Source organism: Autumnicola edwardsiae (genome assembly GCF_031846505.1).
GTDB classification, from domain to species: domain Bacteria; phylum Bacteroidota; class Bacteroidia; order Flavobacteriales; family Flavobacteriaceae; genus Autumnicola; species Autumnicola edwardsiae.
The window spans coordinates 1-26349 of record NZ_JAVRHP010000010.1; the positions used below are offsets into that span (position 1 = coordinate 1).

24 protein-coding genes, 1 pseudogene and 1 riboswitch are annotated in these 26349 nt (G+C 39.7%); of the genes and pseudogenes, 11 read left to right on the top strand and 14 right to left on the bottom strand.

All coding sequences use genetic code 11. From position 1 onward, the window contains the following. From RM529_RS03330 to RM529_RS03345, 4 genes and pseudogenes are all read right to left on the bottom strand, one after another. Positions 1-182 (bottom strand): annotated as a pseudogene (locus RM529_RS03330) (hypothetical protein); the annotation flags it as partial. Positions 183-231: 49 nt separating this feature from the next. Next, a complete protein-coding gene (locus tag RM529_RS03335; protein WP_311483337.1) occupies positions 232-1026 on the bottom strand; it encodes an ABC transporter ATP-binding protein in 795 nt (264 codons plus the stop codon). Then, on the bottom strand, positions 1023-2054 hold the full coding sequence (locus RM529_RS03340) for an iron chelate uptake ABC transporter family permease subunit (RefSeq protein ID WP_432264525.1): 1032 nt from the start codon (positions 2052-2054) through the stop codon (positions 1023-1025). Before RM529_RS03340 ends, RM529_RS03335 begins: the two co-directional genes overlap by 4 nt. A 33-nt stretch (positions 2055-2087) precedes the next feature. After that, positions 2088-3227 carry an ABC transporter substrate-binding protein gene (locus RM529_RS03345; RefSeq protein WP_311483338.1) on the bottom strand — a complete coding sequence of 380 codons (1140 nt, stop codon included), beginning with the start codon at positions 3225-3227 and terminating at the stop codon, positions 2088-2090. 71 nt (positions 3228-3298) lie between these two features. Beyond that, positions 3299-3585, top strand: a riboswitch (cobalamin riboswitch). 31 nt (positions 3586-3616) lie between these two features. On the opposite strand from RM529_RS03345, the gene RM529_RS03350 reads away from it, so the two are divergent. The 3 genes from RM529_RS03350 (at position 3617) to RM529_RS03360 (ending at position 7801) form a co-directional block, all read left to right on the top strand. Further along, positions 3617-5452, top strand: a complete 1836-nt coding sequence (locus RM529_RS03350; RefSeq protein WP_311483339.1) for a TonB-dependent receptor plug domain-containing protein — start codon at positions 3617-3619, stop codon at positions 5450-5452. Positions 5453-5465: 13 nt separating this feature from the next. Then, entirely contained in the window at positions 5466-6506 is a 1041-nt protein-coding gene (locus RM529_RS03355) for a YncE family protein (protein WP_311483340.1), read from the top strand. 257 nt (positions 6507-6763) lie between these two features. Then, on the top strand, positions 6764-7801 hold the full coding sequence (locus tag RM529_RS03360; protein ID WP_311483341.1) for a YncE family protein: 1038 nt from the start codon (positions 6764-6766) through the stop codon (positions 7799-7801). Positions 7802-7954: 153 nt separating this feature from the next. Here RM529_RS03360 and RM529_RS03365 read toward each other — a convergent pair whose 3' ends face one another. Continuing rightward, the gene (locus tag RM529_RS03365) at positions 7955-9394 is read right to left on the bottom strand and encodes a GFO_1087 family putative carboxy terminal peptidase (protein WP_311483342.1); all 1440 of its coding nucleotides are present in this window, start codon (positions 9392-9394) and stop codon (positions 7955-7957) included. Between the two features lie 129 nt (positions 9395-9523). Between RM529_RS03365 and RM529_RS03370 the strand changes: the two genes are divergently transcribed. The 5 genes from RM529_RS03370 to ggt all read left to right on the top strand — a co-directional run bounded on the left by RM529_RS03370 (position 9524) and on the right by ggt (position 13448). Beyond that, positions 9524-10039 carry an RNA polymerase sigma factor gene (locus RM529_RS03370; protein WP_311483343.1) on the top strand — a complete coding sequence of 172 codons (516 nt, stop codon included), beginning with the start codon at positions 9524-9526 and terminating at the stop codon, positions 10037-10039. Next, positions 10020-10469, top strand: coding sequence for a PG0215 family putative anti-sigma factor (locus tag RM529_RS03375; protein ID WP_311483344.1), 450 nt, complete (start codon positions 10020-10022; stop codon positions 10467-10469). The genes RM529_RS03370 and RM529_RS03375 overlap by 20 nt, the downstream gene beginning before the upstream one ends. 5 nt (positions 10470-10474) lie before the next feature. Next, complete coding sequence (locus RM529_RS03380) at positions 10475-11002, top strand: DUF4252 domain-containing protein (RefSeq protein ID WP_311483345.1); 528 nt, start codon at positions 10475-10477, stop codon at positions 11000-11002. An 11-nt stretch (positions 11003-11013) separates the two neighbouring features. Then, on the top strand, positions 11014-11625 hold the full coding sequence (locus tag RM529_RS03385; protein WP_311483346.1) for a GFO_1091 family lipoprotein: 612 nt from the start codon (positions 11014-11016) through the stop codon (positions 11623-11625). 113 nt (positions 11626-11738) lie between these two features. Further along, positions 11739-13448 carry a gamma-glutamyltransferase gene (ggt, locus tag RM529_RS03390; RefSeq protein ID WP_311483347.1) on the top strand — a complete coding sequence of 570 codons (1710 nt, stop codon included), beginning with the start codon at positions 11739-11741 and terminating at the stop codon, positions 13446-13448. Here the strand turns inward: ggt and RM529_RS03395 are convergent. The 5 genes from RM529_RS03395 to RM529_RS03415 form a co-directional block, all read right to left on the bottom strand. After that, positions 13445-14020 carry a pseudouridine synthase gene (locus tag RM529_RS03395; RefSeq protein ID WP_311483382.1) on the bottom strand — a complete coding sequence of 192 codons (576 nt, stop codon included), beginning with the start codon at positions 14018-14020 and terminating at the stop codon, positions 13445-13447. The two genes, ggt and RM529_RS03395, sit on opposite strands and share 4 nt — an antisense overlap. A 302-nt stretch (positions 14021-14322) precedes the next feature. Beyond that, complete coding sequence (locus tag RM529_RS03400) at positions 14323-16470, bottom strand: M3 family metallopeptidase (protein WP_311483348.1); 2148 nt, start codon at positions 16468-16470, stop codon at positions 14323-14325. Between the two features lie 680 nt (positions 16471-17150). After that, positions 17151-17762 carry an alpha/beta hydrolase gene (locus tag RM529_RS03405; RefSeq protein WP_311483349.1) on the bottom strand — a complete coding sequence of 204 codons (612 nt, stop codon included), beginning with the start codon at positions 17760-17762 and terminating at the stop codon, positions 17151-17153. Continuing rightward, on the bottom strand, positions 17762-18721 hold the full coding sequence (locus RM529_RS03410) for a ring-cleaving dioxygenase (RefSeq protein ID WP_311483350.1): 960 nt from the start codon (positions 18719-18721) through the stop codon (positions 17762-17764). Before RM529_RS03410 ends, RM529_RS03405 begins: the two co-directional genes overlap by 1 nt. Before the next feature lie 128 nt (positions 18722-18849). Further along, on the bottom strand, positions 18850-19200 hold the full coding sequence (locus tag RM529_RS03415) for a SpoIIAA family protein (RefSeq protein WP_311483351.1): 351 nt from the start codon (positions 19198-19200) through the stop codon (positions 18850-18852). 185 nt (positions 19201-19385) lie between these two features. On the opposite strand from RM529_RS03415, the gene RM529_RS03420 reads away from it, so the two are divergent. Next, complete coding sequence (locus RM529_RS03420) at positions 19386-20489, top strand: acyl-CoA dehydrogenase family protein (RefSeq protein WP_311483352.1); 1104 nt, start codon at positions 19386-19388, stop codon at positions 20487-20489. Here the strand turns inward: RM529_RS03420 and RM529_RS03425 are convergent. Beyond that, positions 20486-20914 carry a hypothetical protein gene (locus RM529_RS03425; RefSeq protein WP_311483353.1) on the bottom strand — a complete coding sequence of 143 codons (429 nt, stop codon included), beginning with the start codon at positions 20912-20914 and terminating at the stop codon, positions 20486-20488. The two genes, RM529_RS03420 and RM529_RS03425, sit on opposite strands and share 4 nt — an antisense overlap. Beyond that, a complete protein-coding gene (locus tag RM529_RS03430; RefSeq protein ID WP_311483354.1) occupies positions 20911-21468 on the bottom strand; it encodes a hypothetical protein in 558 nt (185 codons plus the stop codon). The genes RM529_RS03425 and RM529_RS03430 overlap by 4 nt, the downstream gene beginning before the upstream one ends. Before the next feature lie 261 nt (positions 21469-21729). Between RM529_RS03430 and wrbA the strand changes: the two genes are divergently transcribed. Then, entirely contained in the window at positions 21730-22344 is a 615-nt protein-coding gene (gene wrbA, locus RM529_RS03435; protein ID WP_311483355.1) for an NAD(P)H:quinone oxidoreductase, read from the top strand. 125 nt (positions 22345-22469) lie between these two features. Further along, positions 22470-22964: a VOC family protein gene (locus RM529_RS03440; protein ID WP_311483356.1), complete on the top strand. Its 495-nt coding sequence runs from the start codon at positions 22470-22472 to the stop codon at positions 22962-22964. Between the two features lie 119 nt (positions 22965-23083). Here the strand turns inward: RM529_RS03440 and RM529_RS03445 are convergent, their stop codons facing one another. Next, the gene (locus RM529_RS03445) at positions 23084-25642 is read right to left on the bottom strand and encodes an ABC transporter permease (RefSeq protein ID WP_311483357.1); all 2559 of its coding nucleotides are present in this window, start codon (positions 25640-25642) and stop codon (positions 23084-23086) included. After that, a complete protein-coding gene (locus RM529_RS03450; RefSeq protein WP_311483358.1) occupies positions 25639-26325 on the bottom strand; it encodes an ABC transporter ATP-binding protein in 687 nt (228 codons plus the stop codon). The genes RM529_RS03445 and RM529_RS03450 overlap by 4 nt, the downstream gene beginning before the upstream one ends. Between the last annotated feature and the right edge of the window lie 24 nt (positions 26326-26349).

The following is a 26349-nucleotide window of genomic DNA, read 5'->3' on the forward strand; positions in this document are numbered from 1 at the left end:
TTTTTGAACTCTTCTACCTGTAGTAAAAGTTGATTTATTTTCTCCTGAAGCAGGGTTTTTTCGGTTCTGTTCTTCAAGCGCGTAAAAAGGTTTCCGATGAAAATACCCAAAACCAGAGCGGTAATAAAAATTAAAAAGAAAAGAAGATATTCGTTCATCCAGGGAAAGCTATTTCTTTCCAAAGATAATTAAATGTTTTGTCCAGATAAATACGACCTGTTTAAATTGTCTTCAGGTTTTAATCTTAAAAGAAGAAGTGTCATCATCAAAAAAAATAACATCTGAAGGAAAAACATTAGAAAACACGCCGGAGTTTAACAACTCTATGGGGGTTCCCATCTGAATTTTGTCCTTCTGCATCAAAATAATTTTATCGCAAAGCTGGATTGCGAGGTTAATCTCGTGAGAAGCAAATACAATAGCTTTTTTGGTTTTCCTGGTAAGATCCTTCAGTAATTTAAAAACATAGGCTTTGTGGTAAAGATCCAGATGTGTGGTAGGCTCATCCAGAATAACTAACGGTGTATTTTGCGCAAGGGCCCTGGCTATAAGCACCTTTTGCATCTGGCCGTCACTAAGTTCATAACATTTTTTTTCCTGAATGGATTCAATATTTACGAGTTTAAGTGCTTTCACAATTTGCCTTAAATCGTTCTTGTCAAGTCTTCCAATCCAGTTTGTGTACGGCTGCCTTCCCAGCGCTACGAGTTCAAAAACACTTAAGTTTTTAGAAACAGGTTGTTCTGTAAAAACAAGGCTAATCAGGGACGCCATGGCGAGGGCTTCAATTTTACCAATTTCGGTATTATTTACAAGCACCTTTCCGGAAAGTGGCTGCTGAATTCCGCTGAGAGTACGTAAGAAGGTGGATTTTCCAACCCCGTTAACTCCAATAACAGCTACCAGTTCCCCTTCATTTACTTCAATATTAATATTTGAAGCAATTTTATTTACAAAAGCCTTCTTTTTGTATCCAATGTCTAAAGCTTCGGTTTTTAAAATGCTATGGGAGTGTTTTTCTTTCAAAATAGAAACCTTCTTTTTCTTACCAGCAACCAGATGACCACAGGGGCCCCAATTAAGGAAGTGATGGCGTTAATTGGTAATGTAAACTCATTACCCGGCAATTGTGCTGCAATATCACATATAAGCATTAGGGCAGCGCCTCCCAATATTACCGCAGGCAGCAAAATACTGTGATTGTTTACCGGTATAATTTGCCTGATAAGGTGTGGTACCGCCAGTCCCACAAAAGCAATAGGCCCAACAAAGGCCGTAATACTTCCTGCAAGGAGACTGGTGGCCAGGATAATTTTAAACCTGTTCTTCTGGATACTCATTCCCAGGGTTCTGGCATATTGTTCTCCCAGGAGCAGTGTATTGAGGTTTTTTATACATGAAATAGCGATAATTATTCCCACAAACCAGAAAATTGCCAAAATAGAGACCTCTCCCCAGGAAAGATTTCCTAAACTGCCAAAGGACCAAAAGACATATTGTTGTAATTGTGCTGCGGGACTAAAATAGGAAAGTACGCTTACCACTGCTGCTGTAAGACTGGCAAACATTAGTCCGATAATTAATATTGCCATCGTATCCCGAAGTTTTACTGAAGCTAACATTACCGCGATCAACACCAAAAGGCTTCCAAGGCTGGAGGCGATCACCAGACTCCATTTTGAGAGAAAAAGACCTGTAAACGCTCCGCCAAATATGGATGCTCCCATAATTACTATTGCGACTCCCAGGCTGGCGCCACTGCTAAGTCCCAAGACATAAGGTCCTGCCAGCGGATTCCTGAAAAGCGTTTGCATGAGTAAACCACTAATAGCAAGGCCAGAACCCGTTATTACTGCGGTTATAGCTTTAGGTAGCCGATATTCCAACACAATGTAACTATAGGTTTCGCGCGAAACTTCAGCATTAAAAATAGAAGCGAAAATATCTTTTAGCGGAATAGTTACAGAACCCAGTCCGATATTAAGTAATATAAGAAAAATTACTCCAAAAAAAAGGAGGAAAAGTAGTAGGAAATAATTTTTGGAATAATTCAACTAAATTCAAATTTTAATCTGGTTCTAAAAATGCTATTCTTCTAAAGCTTTATAAAAAGTGCGTTGGTAATCAGGAAGCAAATCGGGATGAAAAATAGAGATCATATCTTTAAGAACAAGGTCGGGCCGTTGTGGACCAAGTTCAAAGTAAACCACTCCGCCGGTTTCTCCTTTAACCAAACTTACGCTGTAAACGTTCTTATCCTGTACCGCTTTAAACTGGCGGTAATGTTTTGAAGTAGAAAAAAGCTGTTCGTAAGAAGTAAACTGTCCGGCACTAATCCAAAAATCTGCGTCCTGATGGTCTGCAAGAACGCTTTCAAAAGATAAAGACATGCTGCCATTACCGTCACTTTCAGCATAGGCATATTGTGCATTGGCATCTTCTATAAATGTTGCCTGCCACGAATTTCCGTAAGGCATGTACCACTGATCCTTATACATCGAGCCGGCAATTACTTTTGGTTGCTTTTCTGCAGTTTTTGCTAGTTCTTTAGCTTCAGCATAACCTGCAGCAATTTGCTCAAAAATAATTTTTGATTCTTCATTCTTATTGTAAAAAGCACCAAAGAACTTAATCCATTCTGCTTTACCTAAAGGAGTTTCTTCTGTCCAGTCGCCATTGTAAACTACGGGTATTCCGGTTTTTTGAATGGTTTCAAAGGCCTTGTTATTTGCGTCTATACTAAAACCTATTACGACATCGGGCTCAAGATCTATTAAGATTTCGGTATTTAAATTTTCGTTTTTACCCAGCTCTTTTAACGCTCCGTCATTAATAAGTTCACGCATCCTCACTGAAGAAATAAAATCCAGTCCTGGAAAACCTTTAAGGGTTTTTTCTTCCTCCAGAGCTTCCAGTGCGGGAATATGGGTGGTAGAGGTAACCACTACGTTCTCTACCGGAATTTCTACTTTTTGGTCGTATTTAACTCCTTCAGGAATAGTTGCATCTTCTTCAGCTAATAAGTATTTGAAACTTTCTTCAGCGTTCGGCCAGGGACTTTTTACTTCAATTATTGAATAACTCCCGAACGTTTCAATCTCAAAACCCGTGGCATGAGAAATCTCAACTTGCTTACCTTGTGATAATTGCCTTTTTTCTGACTGCTCTTCAGAATTTTTACAGGCGGTAAAAATCAGGAGGATTAAAAGAAAGTGTATTTTTTTCAAAAGAAACATTTTAGATTTTCAAAAGTAAGATTATTAAAAATTTATGCGGTCAACAAATCTAAATGTTTATTTTCGCAGTGAAATTTTTTGGTTTGATGCTGTTGTTTTCAGCATCGATTAAAAGGGAATCAGGAAGAAGTTAGAATTAAGAAATTGGAAATTAGAAGTAAATTTTTACTTCGTATTTCATACTTCTAATCTCTAACTTCATTTAAGCCTGAGCTGTTCCCGCAACTGTGAGCTAAGTCCCGATAAGGGATGCTTGTTGTTACTACTTCAAAATACCACTGTTCTTTTGGAATGGGAAGGTAAACAACAAGACGCAAGCCAGGAGACCTGCCAAAATTCAACTTTAAAATCGAGACTTTCGGGATAAGAGTCAGAGGCAGATGAAAAATTTAAAATTCTTTATTCTATTTCTTGTTTTGTGGTGCACGATACCAGCGTGTGCACAAAGAGATTCCATAACTCAGCTGGACGAGGTTTTGCTTAGCGATGTTAAGCTTTATAAGTTTTCTACCGGTCAACATATCAATGCACTTTCAGATTCATTACTTTCTAAAAATGAACCGCTATTAACGGAGGCTTTAAGTTTTAACTCCAATATCTATTTTAAAGAAAATGGGCGCGGAATGGTATCATCACCATCTTTTCGTGGTACAACCGCCTCGCAAACAGCGGTGATCTGGAATGGGATCAATATTAATTCTCAGTTTAATGGTCAGCTGGATTTCAATACGGTAAACACCGCCGCTTACGATCAGATTTCGGTTCGCGGAGGTGGGGGAAGTGTGGTTTATGGTACCGGCGCGATTGGCGGGAGCATTCATCTAAACAATTATTTATCATTCAAAAACAAGCAGCAACAACATCTTCTTTTGCGCTATGGCAGTTTTAATACTGTTGATGCGCGTTATAATCTCGAATTATCGAAAAATAATTGGAGTTTGAATTTGGCAATTTCAAGGAACAGCAGTGATAACGATTATGATTATCCCAATGACCGCGGCAAAAATTTAAATGGAGAATATTTCAATAATGCTGCAAATGTTGCTTTAGGTTACCGATTTAGTTCCAATAATACTTTAAAATTTATTAGTGAAATTTATGATGGGGAACGACATTTCTCGCTGATTCGTCCTTCGGAAAATCGTACAAAATACCTTGATCTTAATAACAGGAATTTACTGGAATGGAGCACTAACTTTTCAGATTTTAAACAAATTGCAAGACTGGCTTTTATAAGTGAAAATTACCGGTATTTTGGAAATATTGAAACGGATAATTATTCCTACGGAAAAGCACAAAGTTTTATTGCCAAATATGATTTGAACTATAAAGCAGGCGAAAATGTGCTTTTAAATGCAGTAATCCAGAATACTCACACCAACGGGGAAGGCAGTAGCCTGGGTAATAACGACAGAAATATTTTTTCTGCAGCAGTCCTTGGAAAGCATTATGTAACTTCAGCATTTCAATATGAAGCGGGACTAAGAAAAGAGATCACCAATAATTATGAGAGTCCGCTGTTGTATTCCCTTGGCGCAGCTTATCAGGTTAATAGTTTTTACACACTAAAGTTTAATGGTTCCAAAAACTTTAGAATTCCCACATACAACGATTTATACTGGTCTTCTGCCGGGAATCCCAATTTAAATCCTGAAACTTCGTTACAGGCGGAAATTGGAAACGTTTTCAATTTTAAAAATTTCGAAAGCGGACTTATTGCCTATTATAACCATGTTGATGATATGATACGTTGGTTACCGGGAGAAGGCGGGGTTTGGCGTCCCATAAACGAAAATGAAGTAAACATTTACGGCCTGGAGTCTTACCTGAACTGGAACAGCCGGGTTACAGAAAACCAAACGCTCACCGCAAACGCCACTTATGCCTATACCATTTCTAAAAATGCTGAAACCAACCGGCAGTTAATTTATGTGCCATATCACAAGATCACCGCGAATGTAAGTTATAAATATTACCGGTTTACGCCTGTAGTGCAGGTGCTTTATAATGGTTCTGTTTATACCAGGACCGATTATAGCGGGGAGCTTCCAGGTTATGTTTTGGCGAATGTGGGAGTCAGTTATGATCTTGATAAGAAAGGCAAATGGGAGGCAGGAGGAAGAATAAATAACCTGTTCAATACAGAATATCAAAATGTGGAAGACCGGTGGATGCCGGGAATCAACTATAATCTTTATCTAAATTTTAAATTTTAAACTTAAACTAAACATGAAAATCAACAAATTCTTAGCATTTACGGCTCTTACAGGTTCTTTAATTTTTAGCTCATGTAGCAGTGACGACGATTTTAATGAACCAGAGCCACAACCTGAAGGGGGCTATTCTGAAGGCGTAATTATTTTAAATGAAGGTAGCCAATCTCAAGGTACGGTTTCATTTTTAGATGAAGAATTTTCAAGTGTAGAAAATAATATTTTTGAAAGCGTGAATCCTGGGATGGGATTAGGCGGCTATCTGCAGTCAATATTTTTTGATGGCGACTTAGCATACATTATCTCTAACGGCTCTAATTTGATTACAGTAGTAGATCGTTATACTTTTGAATATGTAGCAAGTGTAGATAGTGGCTTAAATATTCCATATTACGGGGTAGCTCATAATGGAAAAGCTTATGTGTCTAACCTGGCCGGATTTGATACGGGAGAAGATGATTATATCGCCGTTATCGATTTAGAAACGTTGGAAGTTGAACAAACGCTTGTTGCGGGTACCTATCTTGATAAAGTTCTGGAAGAAGATGGGCTTATTTATGTACAAGGATCATCTTTTGGCAATGGAAATTCGGTACATGTCTTTGATCCATCTTCAAATTCTATAAGTTACACCTTCACAACAAACCAGGGTTTAAGCTCTTTTGAAATTGAAGATGATAACTTATATGCACTTTCAGGTTCTCAATTACAGGTATTCGATATTAATTCACATGAAGAAATTTCCACTATAAATTTTCCTGAAGATATCACCAGCCCTCAGAATTTAGATATTGAAGACGATATGATTTACTTTACAGCAAGTAAGTCTGTTTACATGATGGCTGAAGATGCCACTGAATTTCCTGAGGAGAGTTTATTTGATTTAGATGAAGTAACTACACTTTACTCCTTTGAGGTTGAGGATGATATTATTTGGACAGGTGATGCCAGGGATTATTCTTCAGCCGGAGCAGTTAGATTATATTCACTTTCAGGTGAATTGATGAATGAATTTTCGGTAGGAATAAATCCCAACAGCTTCTACTTCAACGACTAAAATTGGCAAATATCGCCCTGTAATAATTGATAAGCCCTGTGAATTTCACGGGGCTTTTTTTTAGCTGAAAACTGATGAAATTTATACCTATATTATTGTGTAACAGATCAGAAGGAAAATTTTTAAGATTTTATGAGTGTCCTATGCCATTCTGTGGTAAGATTTTTGTTCATTTAAAGACTAAAAACAGCTGCTGATTCGAGCCTCAGAGTCGGCGGCTGATTTGTAACTATCTACTATTAAAAACTTAACCTGCTATGAAAATTGCCAAATTACTGTCATTGGGCCTCTTTGGCCTGCTTTTACTAAATTCCTGTAGTAATGATGATGATGGAGATGTACCTGAAATAGAACCCGATGGGGAATATATCAACGGATTTTTTGTGTTAAATAAAAGCCGGGATACTACAGGAACAGTTACTTATATAAGTGATAATTTACAGCAAGTAGAGCAGGACATATTTGCGACCGTAAATGTAGAAGACAGTATTGGAATTTCTCCGCAGTCCATGTTTTTTGATGATGAAAATGCATACATCATTTCCAGTGATACCAGCATGATCACGGTTATAAACAGGTATACTTTTGAATTGGTGGGAAGAATAAACAGCGGTCTTTCTGTACCCATGTACGGCCTTGTGAAAAACGGAAAGGCCTACGTAACCAACCTCGCTGATCCTGATACTAAAGAGGATGATTATCTGGCTATTATAGATACTGAAAGCCTGCAGACCAGAAGAAAAATAATTGTTGGGGATTATGCCGAATATATTACTGAAGACTCTGGATTATTTTACATAAAGAGTTCAATTTCGGGAGCTGGAAGTAATATTAGTGTTTTCGACCCTGCTTCCAATGCTGTTTTAAGGAGGATTACTGCAAAGCAAGGCTATGATTCCTTTGAAATTGAAGGGAATACTATTTACGTCATGTCTGCAGGTGGTTTGCAAAAAATAGATAAAACTACAGGAACAGTGCGATCAGAAACTGTTTTTTCGGCCATCCATGCCGGGGCTTCTAATATCGATATTGAAGATGGGACCATTTATTTTACTGCGGGAGCTTCAGTTTATACGCTGCCTCTGGTAACTACTGAAGGACCTGGAGAACCAGTTTTAACTTACAACAGCAATTCTGAAGAGGGAATTATCAATATTTTTGAAGTAGAAAATGAGCGGATTTTTATAGCCGATGATGGAGAAGGTAGTTATATAGAAGTTTATACTACCGGTGGAGAATTTGTTCAGCAAATACAGGTTGGGGTAGAACCAGGAGGGTTCTATTTTAATGACTAATTACTTCTGGTTTCAATAAAAAATAACTATAAAAGAGACCGCCTAAAAATGGCAATTTTCGGCTTATTTTAACTCTTTCAGCTTATAAATGACTGAAGCTAAAGGCGAAGACTGGAATTCCTGGACGATCTCTTTTTTAAACCAATAGCCCTTTTAATTCAGCTTTTTTTCTGAAATAAGAGGCAGCTCATCAATATACATCCTTTGGTAATTTGGTTTATTATTACCAGATTCGCTGAATTCTTTAAAATTGTAATTTCTTTCAGGATAAGATCTTCGGTTACCGGTAATTAGATCCAGGGTTGCCGATAATAGAGGGTCTGAAGGTTCTCCCAGAACACCCAAATTTGATATAATTTCTTCAATAGCCACATCTGGAATAATGCCATTATAAGGTACAGAAACATCTTCAGAATTTACAGATTCCAAGACCAGTGGTTGGATAGCATAAGTATGATCTGGATTAGCATTTTCACGATCAAAGTCCGGACTATCGTACAACGTGACTGAAGCCTGAGATTTTCCGGTTGTTGTATCACCCACTTTTTGAACGTCGATATAAGGATCCAGCCCATTAATTATTAATTCACTTGCTGAGGCCGAAGAAGATGAGGTAATCACGTACAAATCGGTAAGGTTAAGGCTGTTTATACGTTCTCCATCATCTACATTTTCTGTAAACCTGTTGTAAAGGCGATCAGGATAGGCGGTTTCTATTAAATTCTGATATTCTTCATTCCATTGTTCTTTCGCAAATACTTCTCCTGTAAACTGGCCGGTAATCATACTCGCCAGCCTTGTTGCTGAACTTACGCGGCCACCACCGTTATAACGAAGATCGAGAATTAATTTTGTAACTCCTTCAGCATCTAATTGGCTAAAAGCTGCATTTAATCTATCATCAAAATCTGCTACAAAACTGTTGTACATGATGTACCCAATTTTCATTCCTTCAACATCCAGAGTTTTCGTGATAAGAATAGGGTTTTCGACCAGCACTTCATTGGCGATGGTTACTGTTTCAGAAGTTTCAGAAACAGTGTTGTTTTCCATAGAAGCTAAAGTAAATGTAACTTGATCACTGGCCAGTAGCGTACGGTAATTATCTCTGGTGAGGTTTTCTCCATTTACCCGGGTAAAAAGATCCCCTCTCTTAATATTCTCTCCCTCTGCATTACTGTTTGGAATAATATATCTCACTACTCCAAACAAATCATTGGTATTGGAAAAACCATAAAGTCGGTAATCCACTCCGGTAGTTGTTGCAATTCCGCTAAAGCTGTTTTCCAAAGCTATATAATCGCTGGTAATAAAACTAAAACGATCCTGTGGAGCTAGCAGCCCATCGCTAAAAAGATCTTCGGGTGTTGCAAAATCTGCAAGGAACTCATCACGGTCTGCCCCACTAGCAAAAAAATCATTGGCCAATTCCGGCACATCGCTTTTGTAAAGATAATAATCGTTCATCCCTCTATAAATAAATTGTTCGACTTCCAGATTTTCGAGATTTATTTCGTCGTTGTTATCCTCGGAGCAGGAGGTAAGAAGTGTGGTACTAAAAATAAGGAGCAATAACAATTTATTTAATTTCATATGTTTACTGTTAGATTATATCTGTTTTAAATGTAAGGACAATCCTTTTATTTCAAAATTTTATTGTAACAAAAGTATTTCCTATTCGTCGTAATGATGTAAGGGTTCTTACAACCGACCAAAAACCAAATGACACAACAGGAGTTCCTTAGTAAAGTTAATCCCGCAAGGGATAAAATGTACAGACTGGCATTAAGGCTGCTGGTTTCGAAAGAAGCAGCAGAAGATGCCACCCAGGAAGTTATGCTGAAACTATGGGGTCGCAAACAAAATATCAAGGAGTATGCCAATGTAGAGGCTTATGCCATGACGGTAACTAAAAATTATTGCCTGGACCAGTTAAAGTTAAAATATAACAATAATCTTAGGATTGTTCATCAAAATTACGAGAGTGATACGATTTCACTTCAGAAGGAAATGGAAGTTAAGGACGAACTCTCCTGGGTAGAGAGAATTTTAAAAGAACTTCCGGAGCAACAACAGGTGATATTTCAGCTTAGGGATGTGGAACAGTACGAATTTGAAGAAATTGCTGAAGTAGTGGGAATGGAGCTTACAGCAATTCGGGTGGCCTTATCCCGGGCAAGAAAAAAAATAAGAGAAGGTTTAAAGAAGAAACATGATTATGGAGTTAAGAGAAGTTGAAAGATTAATAGAGCAGTATGAGGAAGGGAAAACTTCCCTTGCAGAGGAAAAACAGTTAAGCGAATTCTTTAGGACGCGCACAGTACCTTCGCATCTGGAACCCTACCGTATTATTTTTGGGTATACATCCAGAGTGAGAAAAGAAACCTATCAGGGCAAAAATCCTGTTGGGGGAAAAGCAAAGAAAAATTATACCTGGATGGCAATTGCTGCTAGCATTGTGCTTGCACTGGGAGTTTTTATTTATCAAAATAAACCACATGCCGGTACAGCGCACAGAGATATGGGAATGACAGAAGAACAGCAAACAACCTATAAGCAAGCTAAACAAACCCTTTTACTGGTTTCAGGATATATGAACGATGGCAAAGAAGAACTTGTACATTTAAAAGAAATTAACAGCGCAAACAAATTTATCAATCTAAAATAACACAAATGAGAACAATTATTTTTTTAGTAGTAATAGCTTTAAGCTCTGTCTTTAGTAACGCCCAGTCTTTTGAAAAATATGACGGAATGAAAGGAGTAGACGGCGTGGTAATGACCAGTAAAATGTTTAAAATGCTGGCAGACCTGGATCTTAGCGACAGCGATCCCGAAGCTCAGCAATATCTTAGGTTAATCGAAAATCTGAAGGAAATAAAAATGTTTACCACCAAAGATTCGCGACTACGATCTCAGATGAATGATGATGTAACGGCTTACCTGAAGAAAGGTTCCCTTGAACAGCTAATGAGGGTCACCGAGAACGGAAAAACAATTAAATTTTATTCCAGGCCTGGGAAAAACGATACTTCTGTAAGCGAACTATTTATGTTTATGGAAGGGCAGAACGAGGGGGATGCCATGTCTATGATCGTAAAAATTACCGGTGAAATTGACCTTTCCCAACTTTCCAAACTGGCTTCTGACTTAAAAGTGCCGGGTGCCGAAGAGTTGAAAAATGTAAATAATAAATCCTAATCCTATTCATCATGAAAATCTTAAAAACAGTATGCTGTCTGGCAGCGGTTTTAGTGCTTCTTTCCTGTAATAATGAACCTACACTTCAGGAGTACTACGTAGAAAATCAGAGTGATAAAGAATTTTTAGCGATTGATTTGCCTGTAAGTATGTTTGCAAACAGCGAATCTTTAAGTGAAGATCAACGTGCAACATTGGAAACTGTAAAAAAAGTGAACGTTCTCGCTTATCCAATTAAGGATGGGAACGAAAAATTTACTACAGAAAAAGCGGAACTTGAAAATATTCTTAAAGATGAAGAGTACCAACTATTGATTAGGTATGGATCTGGAGAACGCGGGGCAGAGGTATATTTTACCGGAGATGAAGAGGCGATCGATGAATTTATTGTATTTGGATTCGATAATTCTAAAGGTATGGGTGTTGCACGCGTGCTTGGTGAGGATATGAACCCTGCGAGTTTAATGAAATTGTTGAAGAGCATGGAAGAAGGAGACGTAAACCTGGATGCATTTAATAGTATTGGAGAAATATTCAGAGAAGATAAGGATATGGCAGATTCTTCAGCAGTAGAAATAGATACTGTGAATGTGGAAAATGATTCTTTAGAAGCTGTAGAATAATATTTAAAAGTTGATACAAAAAGCCGCATTTTTGCGGCTTTTTTTATTTCCCGGTATTGTTTTTATTTTTTCTTACTCACAATTTCTGTAGGTTTAAGCTTCAATGATTACATATGAAAACAAAGTTTGCAATCGTTACAATTTTTACGCTATCAGTTTTTCTAAACCCTCTTTTGGGACAGGGCGGAAGGATTCCTGTTCCTGCAGAAAATGGAATTGTAGTGACCAGCCATTACTTAGCCTCAGAAGCGGGAAATCAGATTTTATACGAGGGAGGGAACGCGATAGATGCGGCAGTGGCCACTGCTTTTGCCATGGCAGTGACTTTGCCTTCTGCAGGTAATCTTGGCGGCGGCGGATTCCTGGTTTATCATGATAATCAGGGAATGCAAACTGCTATTAACTTTCGGGAAAAAGCACCATTGGCGGCGGGCCGGGACATGTTTCTGGACGAAAATGGTAAAATTAAAGATAACTCCAATCACGAAGGGCTTTTGTCTGTAGGAGTTCCCGGCACGGTCGCAGGCTTATTTTTGGCCCACCAGAAATACGGAAGTTTATCCTGGAAACATTTGCTTAATCCTGCTATAAATTTAGCTGAAGATGGTTTTCCGTTCAGCCGGGATATGAACTTTTTTTCTGAAATGCTATTGAATAATAAAGAGAAATATCCTTCTACTGCAAAAGTTTTTCTGAAGAACAGGACAGAAGCTTATCAGCCGGGAGAAACCCTGAAGCAGCTGGATTTGGCAAAAACACTCAAAAGAATTCAGAAGAAAGGTGCTGCGGGTTTTTATCAGGGTAAAACAGCGAAGCTTATTGTTGATTATATGAAGGAAAACGACGGAATTATTACTTCGGAAGATCTCGCCGTTTATAAAGCACAGGAAGTAAAGCCGGTTACCGGAAACTACAGGGGATACAAAATCATTGGAATGCCGCCGCCAAGCTCTGGCGGGGTTGCGGTTATAGAAATGCTGAATATTCTCGAAGCTTACGATATAGAAGCAATGGGCTTAAATTCGGCAGCCTCTTTGCATGTAATGACAGAGGCTATGCGCCGTACCTTTGCAGACAGGGCGTTATTTCTCGGTGATCCCGATTTTAATCCTGATATGCCCCTGGATAAATTGACCTCCAAAGATTATGCTGCGAAACTTCGGGAAACGATTAATTTAGATATAGCTTCAGTAAGTGATTCTGCAAATTTTTCAGAAGCACATTTAAAATATGAAAGTCCGGAAACCACGCATATTTCCGTAGTAGATAAAGAGGGGAATGCCGTTTCCCTTACGTACACGCTGGAGCAATCCTACGGTTCCAAACATGTAGTTGAAGGTGCAGGTTTTCTGCTGAACAACGAAATGGGCGATTTTAATCCTATTCCGGGTTACACAGATTCCAAAGGGAAAATTGGGACAGCGCCAAATCTTATAGCTCCGGAAAAAAGAATGCTTTCCAGCATGTCCCCAACAATTGTGGCAAAAAACGGCAAACCAGTCTTAGTTATTGGTTCCCCGGGCGGCAGGACCATCATCAATACCGTTTTGCAGGTAATTGTAAATGTAATAGATCACCGTTTAGACATTGCAAAAGCGATAGAATCTCCACGAATTCATCATCAATGGCTGCCGGACACCACTTATTTTGAAGAATGGGGATTTTCTCCGGACACGAAAAGGATTTATCAGGAATTAGGGCACGAGCTGAAAACCAGGAGCACACAAGGCAGGGCCATGGGAATTTATATTGATCCTGAAAGCGGATTGCTTTATGGCGCTGCAGATTCCAGGAGTTATGATGGTAAAGCTGTAGGTCATTAAAGCCGAAAATTGGCTTTTTCAACTACCTCTCCCGGTAGCATCTTTTCAAGTTTTTCGTTGCCGATTCTTACTCTTACCAATCTCAATGTAGGAAAACCTACGGCTGCAGTCATCTTTTTTACCTGCCGGAATTTGCCTTCTGTAATCGTAATGGATATCCAGCTGGTAGGGCCATGCCGCTCGTCCCGAATCTTTTTCGCTCTTTCGGGAAATGAAGGTTTTTCAGTCAATAATTGTGCTTTTGAAGGCAGCGTCTGGTACTTTTTTCCGTTTATGCTAATTTCCACGCCCTCACAAAGCGCTACAACAGCTTCTTCCGTAATTTGTCCGTCTACCTGCACAAAATATTCCTTTTCAACCTTTTTTCCGGTCACTTCTGCACTCACTTTGCCATCTGTAGTCAGTAAAAGCAAACCTTCAGAGTCCTGGTCCAGCCGTCCTATAGACATTGTGCCTTCGGGAAAATTGAACAGCTCTCCTAGAAGCTTTTTGTTCTTCTTCCTCGGCTTTTCGTTCGTGATAAACTGACTTAAATATCCGTAGGGTTTATACAATTTAAAATGGCTGTGTATCTTCAGCATATAGGTCGATAATTAGCATTTTTGAGCATCGGCTTAAAAGTGCCTGGGAAATATTTCAGTTCAAAAATTAATGTAATTTTTTTATAAACCAAATCCCGATAATCAGAAATTAGAATCTTTTAACTTTCTGAAATTACCAGTTTATCCTGCAAGGTTTTTAAAACGTTGTAGGTATAGGGAGTAAAATATAATTTTTCTTCCGAATTTTCAGATGAAGTAGAAACAAAAAAATCCCGTTCTGAATATTCAGAACGGGATTTTTTACATTAAAATTCAGCTCAACTAACGGAATTTTACTTAGAATCTGAAGGCACAGGAAAACCTCTGTCCCTCATCAAAGCATCAATGTTGGCATCTCTTCCGCGGAATTTCCTATATGCTTCAGCGGGATCCATGGCATTTCTGGGGGCGAACAGGAAACGCACCAGTTTATGTGCAACTTCCTTATCGTAAAATCCTCCCGGCGCTTCAGCAAAAGCTTCCGCAGCATCAGAGGTTAAAACGTCTGCCCATAAATATCCGTAGTAACCCGTAGCATAACCTTCACCCGAAAATACGTGGCCAAAATGTGGAGAACGGTGCCTCATTACAATTTGCTCCGGCATTCCTAGCTCTTTTAACTGCTCTTTTTCAAATTCCCTGGGATCGATATTTTCAGGATCTGTAGTATGATATTTCATGTCCATAAGTGCAGAAGCCAAGAATTCTGTAGTAGCAAATCCCTGGTTAAATGTTGAGGCTTTCTTGATTTTCTCAACAAGTTCCTGCGGAATAACTTCCCCGGTTTCATGATGCTTCAGGAATTGATTGATCACCTTATCTGTAGATAACCAACGCTCCAGTAACTGAGATTGAAATTCGGTATAATCCCTTACGCCACCTTGTAAAGTTGGATATTTTACATCTGCAGAAAGAAAATGCAGTGCATGCCCGAATTCATGAAAAAAAGTTTCAGCATCGTCCCAGGAAACTAAAACTGGTTCTCCCGGTGCGGGCTTAATAAAATTGGAATTGTTCGAGGACAATACCGGTTTATCTCCTTTTAACTCGGTAGCACTTCTATAAGTCGTAGCCCACGCTCCGGAACGTTTTCCCTGCCGTGCGTAAGGATCGAGGTACCATAAACCTACAATATTACCGGTATTTTTATCGGTCACTTCCCAAACTTTCACATCTTCATGAAAAACCGGAACAGTACCTTTTTCTACAGGTGAGAAATTATAATTGAACAATTCCCCGGCAGTGAAAAACAACGCCTGGGTAAGACTTCCTAATTCAAGATACTGTTTTACTTCTTCGCTGTCCAGGTCATATTTTTGCTGGCGCACTTTCTCTGCATAATAGCGGTAATCCCAGGGCTTGATCGTAATATCATTTCCTTCTTTGTCTGCAATCGCCTGCATATCTGCTACTTCTTCTTCAACTCTTGCAAGTGCCGCCGGCCAGACGGCTTCCATAAGTTCCATCGCGTTCTGCGGATTCTTAGCCATCCTGTTCTGCAATCTCCATTGCGCATAATTGTCGTAGCCCATTAATTCTACACGCTCGTCCCTTAGCTTCAGAATTTGGGAAATAACTTCATTATTATCAAACTCATCCTGGTTATCACCACGCGAATAGTAATTTCTCCAAACTTTCTCCCTAAGTTCTCTTTCATCAGAATAAGTTAAAAAAGGATCCATAGAAGATCGGGTGTTTGTAACGGCATATTCGCCTTCATGCCCACGCTCAGCTGCTGCCGTAGCTGCGGATTTTACATAAGATTCCGGTAATCCGCTAATTTGATTGCCATCAAGGTAAACTACGTAATTCTCTTCTTCGGCCAGTACATTGTTTGAAAATTGAGTATACAGCTTTGAAAGTTCCTTATTAATTTCGGCATATCGCTCCTTGTCTTCCTTACTCAGGTTTGCACCGCTCATTTCAAAATCCTTGTAGATAAGCTCAATGGTCCTTTGCTGCTCAGCTTCCAGGGAATCTTTCTGAGCCTCTTCGTATACGCTTTTTATACGCTGAAAAAGAGCTTCGTTTTGAGAAATTTTTGAACTGTATTCTGAAATTTTAGGGGAAAGTTCTTTTTGAACTTCCCTAAATTCAGGACTGGAAACATTGCTACTGTAAATACCGTAATATGTAAAAGCACGATCCAGAGCTTCTCCGGCTTTTTCCATAGGAATAATCGTATTTTCGAAAGTAGGCGGTTCTGGATTGCTGGCAATTTTGTCAATTTCAGTCAGGTGCATTTCCATACCTTTTTCTATGGCAGGTTTTATGAGATCCACCTCCATTTTATCAAAATAGGGCACTCCTTCATAAGGTCCGTCCCATTCCTGCAGTAGTGTATTATCCATTTGGTTTTGGTCGTTTTGTTGTGCCTGCGTCAATGTGGTGATTGATGCAAAGGCAAAAATTCCGATTAATTTAAGTGGTTTTAATTTCATTCTGTGTGGTTTTAAAGAAGATAAAGATACGGACTATCGCTGAAAGTTTATAATAAATTCCGGCGCGTACACTGTTATCTGGAGAGACCTGTCAGGTTTTAAAACCTGACAGGTCTGGCATTTAATTTGAAAAATTTCTTGTAAAAGAACTCATTTTTCTTCTGAAAAGATCATTTTCACAAAAGAGGTCGATAATTGCTAAATTTCGGCCTACACTTCTAAAAAGACCTCATAGGTTTTTAAAACCCATGAGGTCCGAAACTGATTCCACAACAGCAGGTCAATAATTGTCAAATTTTAGGTTACATTTTTTTATTACCAAAGCTGAAAGCAAATACAAAGTTTATTGAATTTATAAGAAAGAGAAATTCCTGCAAAGTCCTTTTTGACCTTGTAGATAAACTTTACTTTAAAAAATAGAAGTCTATCCAGACCTACGAGGTTGTCAGAACCTCGCAGGATTGAAGGAGACAGACTTTAGAATCTTTATCTAAGTATATCGTTAGATTTCCTGATGGTTGATATTTGCAGTTTTTGGTGCACCTCTCAAAATGGCAATTTTGTACTACTGTTTTTAGACCTGTCAGGTTTTGAAAACCTGACAGGTCTGGTTCTTAAGAGAAAAATTATTAAAAACAGCTCAGTTTTAGCCCGATAATTGGCAAATTTCGGCCTACACTTTAAAACAGAAGCTGATTTACTTTGTTAATTTCATCCAGCGTAATAGTATGGGCGCGATCAGGATAAATTTCCATTTGCACAGCAGCTCCCATTTTCTCCAGGATTTCTTTAGATTCTTTAATTCGGGATAACGGAACGTGAGGATCTTTATCTCCCGATCCTATAAAAACCTTACTTCCGTTAAAATTGCCGTTGTACCGTTCCGTTTTCAGCTCATTGCCAATCAGTCCACCTGTAAAGGCCGCAATCCCTGCATATTCAGCGGCATATCTTGCAGCAACTTCCAGCGTGAGACAGGCACCCTGAGAAAATCCCATAATGTAAATTTTATTTAGTGGAATATGTTCCGCAGTTTCGTCAATAAGCCGTTTTACAACATCTACCGCTGAAGATAACCAGGGTTCATTCGCTTCTTCTTCAGCCATAAAACTTGTGGGATACCATGTGCTATGAGTGGCTTGCGGAGCAGCTAAATAGCAATTTTTGATGCTGAATTCTTTTGCCAGCGGCAAAATATCTTCTGCACTGGCACCGCGACCGTGCAGCAAAATTATGGAATGCTCAGCTTCTGTGAGGAGAGCTCCTTTTTCTGTAATATTATAGTCGTGCATTAGTCTCTGAATTTTTCGATATTAACTTCAATAGGATCGAGTCCGTTTTCTATCGCGGCTCTATTTTTCTCTTCCCAGGAAGGCAATTTCAATTCTGTACCCAGTTTTTCTTCAGTTTCGTCTATAGTAAAGCCAATATCATTGGTCGCTACTTCAAATAATACTCCGCCCGGCTCCCGAAAATAAATCGAATGGAAATACTGCCTGTCCAGTACAGGAGTAGGTTCCAAAATTCCGTTTTGTAGTAATTTTTCCCTAAAATCAAGCTGAGTAGCGTCATTTGGAGTGGCAAAAGCAACGTGGTGCACCGTTCCCGCACCTCCCAAACCTCTTGGCGCACCGGGATCTGTAACAACATCCACATAACTTCCGGCTTTGTCTGTAGTGGTGAGCCGAATCCTGTTTTCCTGTTCCAGGATTTGTTGATGCTCCATTTCTTCAGTTAGAAGTGCTAATGTTGCTTTGGGATTACTTTGCCCAATCGTCACCCCGTAAAATCCCTTTACTGCAAATTCCTGCGGAATTTGTCCGTAGGAAAATCCCGGACGATTATCGTTATTATTAGCAACAAGTTCAATTCCCATCCCGTCATTATCTTCAAAATATATAGAGGTTTCCTTACTGAAATATTGAACAGGTTTATGATAGGAAATTTTGAATTTGTCAAGACGACGCATCCAGTATTCCAGCGAATTTTCAGGGATAGAGAAGGAGGTAACCGTCACCTGTCCATTCCCTTTGCGGCCTTTGCCAATCCCATTATAAGGAAAAAATGTGAGGATGGTTCCCGGCTGCCCAAGTTCATCTCCATAATAGAGGTGATAAATATGGGGAGCATCAAAGTTCACTGTTTTTTTAACCATTCGCAGTCCAAGTATGCCGGCGTAAAAATCCACGTTCTTCTGCGGATTGGATGCAAAGGAGGTAACGTGGTGCAATCCTGTAAGTAAATTTCCCATAAATGAAGTATTTGAAATACGAATATAGTTCATGTTTAAACAATATTTGTACATACAAATGTTATTCTTTTTCTAATTTTTTCTGAAGAATCTTACCACATAAGAATTGCTTAACAGAGTTTAATTTTTCACTCCTTAATCCAGGTCTTTGCTGTTTGCTTTTCGTTAATTTTGAAAAATCTAACGTCGGCTTTGGCAAAGGGTTTCATCAATTGGGTAAGGCCTTTTTCCCATTCATCAGCTCCCACCATGGCGATTTTTTCCATATTCTCGTTATACTCAAAATCGAATTTTGCGTCCCGCCACATAGCACTCAAAGACCAACCTTCAAAATCCTGCATCTCAAAGTACCAACGTATTTTCCCAAATGACCTGATTTTTTCCTGAAGAAAAGGAATGATCTTATTGTAATCCTCATCGGTTAATTTTTCTTCTGCAATCGTGTATACTACGTTCTCTTCTGCTGAAAGTTGAATCATTTTTTTTGGCTTTTAATTAAACTTCTTTTCTTCAATTTCGTGATAATCCCTCAGGTTCACAAAAAGATACTCTGAAGCTTTCTATAACACCATGTTAATTTTGGTACGCTTCTGGACTTTTAGTAAGGTTTTGATAATTCCTGAGCAAAGTGTTTCTATTTTTTTATTCCTTAGCATTTTACAAAATGAAAAATGAATATCTCATGTGGGAGAAGGCAATTGAAGCCATAAAAACTTCAGATAAAAAATGGATAAAGGACAATCAGCATGCGTTTTCCTTTTTCTTCAGAAGGGAAAATGAAAGACCCCAGGGTAAATTAAATGCTGAAGCTTTAGCGGCACATTACCATGCCGGGTTATTTAAAATGTTCCTGGGGAAACCCTATAACGGACTCGCACTTCCTTTACCTGAAGGCAGCAAATGGATAGAAAATGCTGCTGCTTTGGACGGAAATTGGGGATGGCTGCTGGCAATAGGAGTGGGAGGGGCGTATTTTGCAGATTATATGCATACTGAAACTGCCGAAAAATATTTTAGTCCGAAAGATGCGCTGGTTGCGGGTAGCGGAAAACCTTTTGGGGAAGCGATTAAGTTGAACAACGGGAAATATAAAGTTAGCGGAAAGTGGAGCTATTGCAGCGGCAGCGAACAGGCTTCTATGTACACCGCTGTAACAAGAAAGGAGGGCGAGATTTCGGCATTTGTTGTGCCTCGAAAATTGGTAAATATCGACCCCGACTGGAATGCAGTAGGTCTGCCGCTTACCTGCAGCCATTCTATTATTCTGGAAGAGGCGGAAATTCCTTCTTCATGTTTTTTTAATCTTTTAGAAAAACCACGAGAATCATCTTATCCGCTTGCGACTTATCCTTTTATGCTATTTGCCAGAGCCTGTTTTGTGCCGGTGGTTTGTGGGATAAGTGAGGCGGTGTGGAATTCAATTTCAGGATTACTCGAAGAGAAAAAGGAGCTTTGGCAACAGTTTCAGCCGGATCGCTATAAATATGTAGCAAGAAAAATTGGAGAATTTTCAGAACAGAAATCAGGATTAACCGAAGCTTTTTATCAAAAACTGGAAAAAAGCTGGGAGAATCATCTCGACGGAAAAGATCCTTTAGAAAAAGAAGTATCCAGCATTGGTTTACAACTATCAGAATTCTGCTATCACTCTGTAGCGGCAATTATTCCGAAGTTGGGCATGAAGGTTCTGGAAAAAGGTGAGCCACTTCAGCAAAAATGGCAAAATCTACAGACGGCTTATCAGCATATGTCTTTTCACGAATACTAATCTTTTCTTCTTTTTCTAAACTGTCTAAATTTTTTAATTGGCCTGCTTTTCTGGATTGAAGCAAGGCCTGCAGAAACTAAAACGGAAATACAGGCAGTTGTTCCCAAAGCGCCTCCAAAACCGGCGAAAAACTGACCTGAATTTAGGTAAATCAAAGAAAAAATAACTCCCGAAATAACAAGTAGTACAATATTCCCCATCACTTTTCTTGAAACCATTCCTATAAAACTACTGCCCATAAATACCAGGGGAATATGTATTGTAAGATAGGAAGAAAGAAGGTTGGGAAATACATAGAAAATTAAAGCCACCACCAGGGAGAGCAGGGCAGAAGCTCTTACCGCACCCATCCTGAAGCGGTGGTTGGCCAGGTATGTTAATGTGGCCCCGGCCGCTCCTGTTAGTAATATAATGAAGGTGTTCATGCGGAAAAAAAGAATAAAATTGATGAGGTTATTACTACTCCGCCAAAAGCGACTGAACCTAATTTGCCACCGTAGCCCTGAAAAATATTTTTTGAAAAAATGTAGAAAACTCCCGAGATAACGGCTGCAGGAATAATGAACATCCAGCTCTCGCTTACCGCCGGACCTGTCATTCCCAAAAAAGCCCCACAATAGATAGCAGCAGGAATTTCCTTTATAAAATTGTTTTTTCGGCGAAAAAAATCCGGAATAAAGGAGGCAATAGTTCCGGTGATTCCCGCGGCAAGCACCGGCCCCATTGGTATTTTCTGGTTTAGAAAAAATGTGATGCCGGCACCAATAACCACAAAAACAATAGTATAGAGATCTTCAAAAAAATGTTCTTCATCTTCCCGCGGAGCCTTGAAATAGGCAACACCAATTAAAACGGAGATTATTAAAAGCAGCCCTGTCCAGAGAAAAAGATTGGAATCGTGATAAAAATTAACCATCAGAAAGGAGAAATGCAGAACTATAAAAAGAAAAAATGCTATTCTCCGGGCGATTTTCATCATGGCTTTTGAAAATTTCGGCGAAATTAATAAATATGATGCGGAAGAAATAATCTTCTTCTGTTTCTATTTCAAATAGTCTGAATTCATTTCTCCATTGAGGATTCGGTATTATTTTATTCAGCCTGTTCAACAATAAATTGCTTTAGGTCATTTGAAATCTTTTCCTGGAGAAAAAATTGCTTTATATATTTTATAATTTGTTTATCAAATTTTTGTGATATTAACCTTATTTTAAAGGACTTTAAACCAAAAAAACAAGTTATGAAAGACGTTAAACTTGCTGTGATTTATTACAGTTCTACAGGGACAAACCATCAAATGGCAAAATGGGCAGCCGAAGCCGGAAAGGAAGCGGGGGCAGCTGAAGTAAAGTTTCTTAAAGTAAAGGAAACAGCGCCGCAGGAAGCGATAAACCAAAATGAAGACTGGAAGAAACATGTTGAAGAAACGAAGGACGTTCCAACGGCCTCTGTGGACGACCTGGAATGGGCAGATGCTATTATTTTTAGTTCACCAACCCGTTATGGAAGTTTGCCATCACAGGTGCAATCGTATTTTGATATGACGGGCGGATTATGGTTCCAGGGGAAGCTGGCAAACAAAGTCGTGAGCGGAATGACAAGTGCTCAAAATCCACATGGTGGACAGGAAAGTACGCTTCTCGCTTTATACAAAACCATGTTTCACTGGGGTGCTATTGCAGTACCACCGGCATATACAGATGAAGTGATGTTTGGAGCAGGAGGTAACCCATATGGGGTAAGTTCTAAGGGTGGAACAGATAACCTGAACGAGGCTATCCACAAGGCTATAAAACATCAGACCAAAAGAACATTGGAGTTTGCAGGATATATAAAAAGCGGGTTGAATAAATAGCCCTTTTGTTTTAAAAAATTTCATTGCTCCGGATGCTTTTTGGATCCGGAGTTTTTTTTGCAGAATTTTTTATGCTGAGGAAAGACCTCTTCGGAAGCTATTTCTGAAATTATTAACTTGGAAAGATGAATGAAAAATATAAAATACCTGCTCAAACACGGATTGGTCATATTCATCTGAAGGTTTCCAACATAGATAATGCGCTTACTTTTTATCATGATCTTCTGGGATTTGAAATTACAGAAAGAATGGGAGACCAGGCCGTTTTTCTTTCTGCCGGGGGTTATCACCACCACATCGCCCTTAATACCTGGAACAGTAAAGATGCACCAGCAGCTTCCAAAAATGGAGTCGGACTTTTTCATACGGCCATCGTGTATCCTGCTAGAAAAGATCTCGCTGCAATGCTGAAACGCCTTCTGGAAGCTGATTATAAGCTAACTGGCGGGGCAGACCACGGCGTTTCTGAAGCTTTATATATGGACGATCCCGATGGCAACGGAGTAGAGCTGTACTGGGACCGGCCACGAGACGAATGGCCAAAGAAGCCCGATGGTTCAATTAGAATGTACACCCGGAATCTGGATATTCAGGATTTACTGGCAGAGTTGGACAAATGATTTGATTATAACTTCTTCAGTTTTAAAATGCTTCCTTTTAAAGGTCTTTATCTTTATTTCAGGATTACGCAGTGCAACGCATTTTTTCCTAAATCTAAGCCAGGCCCGAAAAATGCCAGTTATCGTACTTCTTTCCGAAGCACTTCCAGCGGCGGACTCTTTATCACGCTTAAGCTATTGCCAACCCCAATAATAAGTACCAGTAAAGTAATTCCCGGAAACAAGATTAAAAACGGAATCCATGAAGGAGTAAAAGGGGATTCAAAAAGGAAGTAGGCGAGTAGCTGGCTGCTCACTAAGGATAAAATAATCCCTGACAAACTTCCTAAAATTCCGAGGTACAAATATTCCAGCGCTGTGATCTTCAGGATCTGGCTGTTTTTAGCACCTATTGTCCTTAAAAGAACACTTTCCCTTATTCTTTGATATTTGCTGGTTCTTACAGCGCCCAGCAACACAATAATTCCGGTAAGAATACTAAAGAATGCCATAAAATTGATGAGCCAGGAGATTTTATCCAGAATATTTTCGATCACACTCAGCACCTGCCTTAAATCAATTACCGTGACATTTGGAAAATTCTGAACAAGTTCCTGCTGCAATGCTGCTGAAGCATTTTGATTGTCAGCTTTTGTAGTGAGCACCCTGAATTGGGGGGCGTCTTCCAGGACACCTTCAGGAAAAACAATAGAGAAGTTTAGCTGCATCCGCGCCCAATCTACCGTACGAACATTTTTAACAACAACCGGTAGAATTACGCCCTGGACATTAAATGTGAGTTCATCCCCAACACTAACTTTGGCGTCTTCAGCAAAATTATCGCTAATGGAAATTGGCACCGGCCCATCCCGGGAAGATGCTGTGGAAATCCATTCGCCCTGCTCCAGCATTTCTGAAGCAATAAGAGAATCGCGGTACGTCACCCGGAATTCGTGGTGCAGCACCCAACCATTCACACGGGAAGTGGTATCTTCCCTTATTTCGTTTACAGATCTTCCATTGATGCTTTGTACCCTCATTGTTACTATGGGGATATCGCTCAATACCTCAAGCTCATTGCCGATAATTGCCTTTTTGACGGCCTCTCTTTGTTCACTCTGAACATCCAGCAGAATAATATTCGGACTCTCAGCTTGTGATTCTAAAGTGGCCTGTGCCAGCAGGAGATCTTTGCTGAAGTAGAGTGTGCTGATAAGAAAAGTACCCACTCCAATGGCTAAAATGAGCGTAAGCGTCTGGTTTTGTGGTCTAAAAAGGTTAAGCAAGCTCTGTCTTGGGACAAAACCCCAGGAAGTGGGAAAAAATTTCTTTATTCCCCTCATAAACAGGTGTGCAATACCCGCCAGGATAGAAAAAGTGACAATAATACCTGCTACAAAAGCAAGGGAATAGCGCCAGTCCTCCAATAGCCAGTATGAAAAAAGGAAAATAAACAGGAAGATCCCGAGACCTACTAAAATCCCTGCTTTTCCCGATTTTGATGCCCCTTCAGCCTGTACCCGCAAAGCCTGTAAAGGCGATACGTACAACGTGCTCATCAAAGGATATAGCGCGAATAATACCGACATAAATATTCCGAGGAGAATACCCATAACTATTACCTGTACCGAAAATGCCATCTCTACATCTACAGGTAATAGATCCTGTAAGAATAATGGAAAAAGTTGCTGAAGCAGGAGACCTGCGGCAGTACCAATAATTCCGCCTAAAAGTCCCATTGCGGCAATTTGTACAAGGTAAATAAGAAAGGTTTGTCTCTTGGTAGCTCCCAGGCATTTAAGAATGGCAACGGCACGCAGTTTTCCTTTGATATAGATATTTATCGCACTGGCAATTCCCACACATCCCAGTAGTAGTGCTATAAAAGCCACGAGGTTTAGAAATTTCCCAAAGTTCTCGTACCGCCGCCCCAGCCGCTCACTAGTGGAAGTATGCGTGTCCAGGTCGGCGTCGTTTTCGTCAAGAATAGGATCCAGCTCATCGTCCAGTTTCTCCATGTCGGCTTGTGGCGCCACGAAGTAGTATTTATAATCTATACGGCTTCCGGTTTGTACCAGCCCGGTTTCACTAATGTATTTATACGGAATAAGTACAGGCGGTGCCACAGAACTAAAAAGGGAAGTGCTGCCAGGCACAGATTTTAAAGCACCTGAAATAGGCAAACTCACATTACCAATTTTTATACTATCCCCAATTGCAATCCCCAGCTGAAGCATCAGGGTTTCATCAACTAAAGCAGCATCTTCTTCCTGGTATGCGTTTCCAGCAGATTGGGGTTCTGTTTCCACTATTCCGTAGTAGGGGAAACCACCTTCAATTCCGCGTACCTGCACTAGTTTAGTACCCTGATTTTCGGGAAAAGCAGCCATAGACGCAAAGCTAATTTCGCGACCATCTGCGCCACCCAGAGAATCTATAATTCCGGTTACCCGTTCGTTTATAGGATTATCACTATCAATTATAAAGTCGGCGCCCATAAGTGATTTGGACTGCAACGCGATATTTTCTTTCAGCGTTTCGCCAAAAGACTGTATGGAAACTACAGCAGCGATTCCCAGTACAATAGAAGCCATAAACAGGCTTAATTTCTTTCCGCTGGCTTTGCCGTCACGCCAGGACATTTTTGCAATCCAGCTAAAACCTGGTTTTTTAGGATTACTGTTCTCTTCGTTGCTCATATTGCTGAATTTTCTTTTTCAACAATTTTTCCGCCTTTTAGTTTAAGAACATGCTCAGTTTTCTGTGCCAGTTCCAGGTCGTGAGTAACGATTACCAGCGTGGTTCCTGCTTCCCTGTTAAGCTCAAAAAGTAATTGCTCTACCTTTGCGCCGGTTTCGGCATCCAGATTTCCCGTAGGTTCATCTGCAAAAAGGATCTTTGGTTCGTTGGAAAAAGCCCTGGCTACCGCTACCCGTTGTTGTTCCCCACCAGAAAGTTGTGAGGGATAGTGATTAAAACGATCTCCGAGTCCCACTTTTTCTAAAAGTTCTTTTCCTTTTTCAGCAGCATTTTTTGCACCCCGGAGTTCCAGAGGTACAGCAACATTTTCCAATGCAGTAAGGGTTGGCAGCAATTGAAAATCCTGAAAAACAAAACCAATATTCATGTTTCGAAGCAGAGCCCTTTCATCTTCATTAAGCGAATTTAAACTTGTCCCGCAAAGGGTTATATTACCCGAATCTGCTCTGTCCAGTCCCGCACAAAGGCCAAGTAAAGTGGTTTTTCCGCTTCCGGAAGGACCAACGATGGCAAAAGTTTCACGTTCTTTTATGTCAAAACTAATATCATGCAATACAGTGAGGTTTTTTGATCCGCTGGAATAGCTTTTTACCAGGTTGTGCACTTCTAAAATTTTTGCCATCTTTATTTTCTTTTCGAGAATCAC

Coding starts and splice junctions, on each gene's coding strand:
- RM529_RS03350 (WP_311483339.1), top strand. CDS start 3,617: ATGAAAAATTTAAAATTCTTTATTCTATTTCTTGTTTTGTGGTGCACG.
- RM529_RS03355 (WP_311483340.1), top strand. CDS start 5,466: ATGAAAATCAACAAATTCTTAGCATTTACGGCTCTTACAGGTTCTTTA.
- RM529_RS03360 (WP_311483341.1), top strand. CDS start 6,764: ATGAAAATTGCCAAATTACTGTCATTGGGCCTCTTTGGCCTGCTTTTA.
- RM529_RS03365 (WP_311483342.1), bottom strand. CDS start 9,394: ATGAAATTAAATAAATTGTTATTGCTCCTTATTTTTAGTACCACACTT.
- RM529_RS03370 (WP_311483343.1), top strand. CDS start 9,524: ATGACACAACAGGAGTTCCTTAGTAAAGTTAATCCCGCAAGGGATAAA.
- RM529_RS03375 (WP_311483344.1), top strand. CDS start 10,020: ATGGAGTTAAGAGAAGTTGAAAGATTAATAGAGCAGTATGAGGAAGGG.
- RM529_RS03380 (WP_311483345.1), top strand. CDS start 10,475: ATGAGAACAATTATTTTTTTAGTAGTAATAGCTTTAAGCTCTGTCTTT.
- RM529_RS03385 (WP_311483346.1), top strand. CDS start 11,014: ATGAAAATCTTAAAAACAGTATGCTGTCTGGCAGCGGTTTTAGTGCTT.
- ggt (WP_311483347.1), top strand. CDS start 11,739: ATGAAAACAAAGTTTGCAATCGTTACAATTTTTACGCTATCAGTTTTT.
- RM529_RS03400 (WP_311483348.1), bottom strand. CDS start 16,470: ATGAAATTAAAACCACTTAAATTAATCGGAATTTTTGCCTTTGCATCA.
- RM529_RS03405 (WP_311483349.1), bottom strand. CDS start 17,762: ATGCACGACTATAATATTACAGAAAAAGGAGCTCTCCTCACAGAAGCT.
- RM529_RS03410 (WP_311483350.1), bottom strand. CDS start 18,721: ATGGGAAATTTACTTACAGGATTGCACCACGTTACCTCCTTTGCATCC.
- RM529_RS03415 (WP_311483351.1), bottom strand. CDS start 19,200: ATGATTCAACTTTCAGCAGAAGAGAACGTAGTATACACGATTGCAGAA.
- RM529_RS03420 (WP_311483352.1), top strand. CDS start 19,386: ATGAAAAATGAATATCTCATGTGGGAGAAGGCAATTGAAGCCATAAAA.
- RM529_RS03425 (WP_311483353.1), bottom strand. CDS start 20,914: ATGAACACCTTCATTATATTACTAACAGGAGCGGCCGGGGCCACATTA.
- RM529_RS03430 (WP_311483354.1), bottom strand. CDS start 21,468: ATGATGAAAATCGCCCGGAGAATAGCATTTTTTCTTTTTATAGTTCTG.
- wrbA (WP_311483355.1), top strand. CDS start 21,730: ATGAAAGACGTTAAACTTGCTGTGATTTATTACAGTTCTACAGGGACA.
- RM529_RS03440 (WP_311483356.1), top strand. CDS start 22,470: ATGAATGAAAAATATAAAATACCTGCTCAAACACGGATTGGTCATATT.
- RM529_RS03445 (WP_311483357.1), bottom strand. CDS start 25,642: ATGAGCAACGAAGAGAACAGTAATCCTAAAAAACCAGGTTTTAGCTGG.
- RM529_RS03450 (WP_311483358.1), bottom strand. CDS start 26,325: ATGGCAAAAATTTTAGAAGTGCACAACCTGGTAAAAAGCTATTCCAGC.